This window comes from Paraburkholderia sediminicola, from assembly GCF_046027355.1.
Classification (GTDB): Bacteria; Pseudomonadota; Gammaproteobacteria; order Burkholderiales; family Burkholderiaceae; genus Paraburkholderia; species Paraburkholderia sediminicola_B.
The window spans coordinates 1-2,297 of record NZ_JAQQEK010000089.1; the positions used below are offsets into that span (position 1 = coordinate 1).

General features: G+C 65.3%; 1 protein-coding gene. It reads right to left on the minus strand.

What is annotated here, in order from left to right; all coding sequences use genetic code 11:
- Positions 1-2,297 (minus strand): efflux RND transporter permease subunit (locus PQR42_RS45320; protein WP_408496057.1); only part of this gene is annotated, 2,297 nt, incomplete at both ends.

Sequence of the window (2,297 nt, forward strand, 5' to 3'; positions counted from 1 at the left end):
AGCATCCACGCAATGCCCGCGAGCGAGCCCGGCAAGCCGCTGATGATGATGAACGGGTCGAGCCACGACTGGAAATTGACCACCATCAGCAGATAGACGAGGCCGATGGCGAACACGAGGCCGCTCGCGAGGCCGCTGAACGAATCGTGCATGGCTTGCACCTGGCCGCGTACGACGATGGACGCGCCCGGCGGCAATTGCGGCCGGATCTGATCGACGAGCCGGTTCACGTCGGCTGCTACGCCGCCGAGATCGCGTCCTTGCGCCGACGCGAAGATATCGAGCACCGGCTGCACGTTGTAGTGCGAGACGACGGCTTGCTGGGTGCCGCGTGTCAGCGTGCTCAACGCGCCCAGCAGGTTCTGCGGCGCGGGGCCGGCGCCGTTCGCCGAGGCGGAGGCCGTGAGCGCACCGCCGTTCTGCGCGACCGGAATATTGGCAAGCGCCTGCAACGAGTTGATGTCGTACTGCGGCATCATCGCCATCAACGGATAGCTCACGCCGTTGCGCGGATCGAGCCAGAAATTCGGTGTGGTCTGCGAACTGCCGGAGAGCGCGATCAGCAGGTTCTGCGATACATCGCGTTGCAACAGGCCGGCCTGAATCGCCCGGGTGCGGTCGACGTTGACGTTGATCGCGGGCGCGTCGCCGGGCTGTTGAATGCGCGCGTCGACGAGGCCGCGCACGCCACGCAGTTGCGCGAGCAGGCGATTCGCCACCACGCGGTTGGCGTCGAGCTTGTTGCCGACGATCTGGATATCGATCGGCGCGGGCAGCCCGAAGTTGAGAATCTGGCTGACGATGTCGGCGGGCAGGAAGGCGAAGGTGACGCCGGGAAAATCTTTCGTCAGCGTGTTGCGCAGCGTCGCCACGTATTGCGCGGTCGGCTTATGTTTCGGCGCGAGCGTGATCATCACGTCGGCATCCTCGGGGCCGATCGGGTCCGACGAGTCGTAGGTCAGATTGATGCCGCTCACCGGCACGCCGATGTTATCGAGCATCGCCGAGAGTTCCTGCTTCGGGATCACGTCGCGCACGCGGGCTTCGACCTGGTCCGTGATACTCGCGGTGTCCTCGATCCGCGTGCCGGTCGGCGCGCGCAGATGCAGGCGGATTTCGCCGGTATCCACAGCCGGGAAAAAGTCGCGCCCGGCGAATGGCACCAGCGCGAGCGAGCCGATGCACAGCAGCAGAAAGATCGCGATGAAGCGCCGCGGACTCGCGATCGCCGTGCCGAGCACGCCGCGATAGCGTTCGCGCAGCCCTTCGAAGCGCTGCTCGAAGCCGGCCTGAAAACGGATCAGGCGCGCAATCGGACCGTTGCCGGTGACCGGCGCATTGCTGCGCGCGCGCATCAGATACATTGCGAGGGTCGGCACCAGCGTGCGCGAGAAGAAGTACGACGCGATCATCGCGAACACCACCGCTTCGGCGAGCGGCACGAACAGATAGCGCGCGACGCCGGAGAGCAGGAACATCGGCACGAACACGATACAGATCGACAGCGTCGAGACGAAGGTCGGCACGGCGATTTCGCCGGAGCCGTTCAGGATCGCGTCGTGCAACGGCTCGCCGTTCTCCAGATGATGCGTGATGTTTTCAATGGCGACGGTGGCGTCGTCGACGAGAATCCCCACAGCAAGCGCGAGGCCGCCGAGCGTCATGATGTTGATGGTCTGGCCGAGCGCGGATAGCGCAATCAGCGAGGTCAGCACGGCGAGCGGAATCGACACCGCGATGATCAGCGTGGCGCGCCAGCTGCCGAGAAAGAGCAGGATCATCAGGGCGGTGAGGGCGGCGGCGATCAGCGCCTCGCGCGCCACACCCACCACGGCCGACTTCACGAACACGGATTGATCGGATAGCGCGGTGATGTGCAGCGCGCTCGGCAGGCCGGCCGCGATATGCGGCAGCATCGCCTTGACCTGCTGGATGATGGTGAGGGTCGACGTGCTGCCGGATTTTTCGATGGTCAGGAGCGCCGCGCGTTTGCCGTCGCTGCGCACGATGTTGGTTTGCGGCGCGTAGCCGTCGCGCACATGGGCGACGTCGCGCACGTACACCACGCCGCCGGCCACGGTCTTGATCGGCAGATCGTTGAGCGCGGCCACCGTGTCGGTGCTGCCGTTCATCTGCACGTTGTATTCCTTCGTGCCGATCTTCGCGGTGCCGCCCGGCAGAATCAGGTTTTGCGCATTGACCGCGTTGACCACGTCGAGCGGCGCAAGTCCCTTGGCCTGCAGCGCGCGCGGATCGATATCCACCATGATCTGCCGTACCTTGCCGCCGAACGGCAG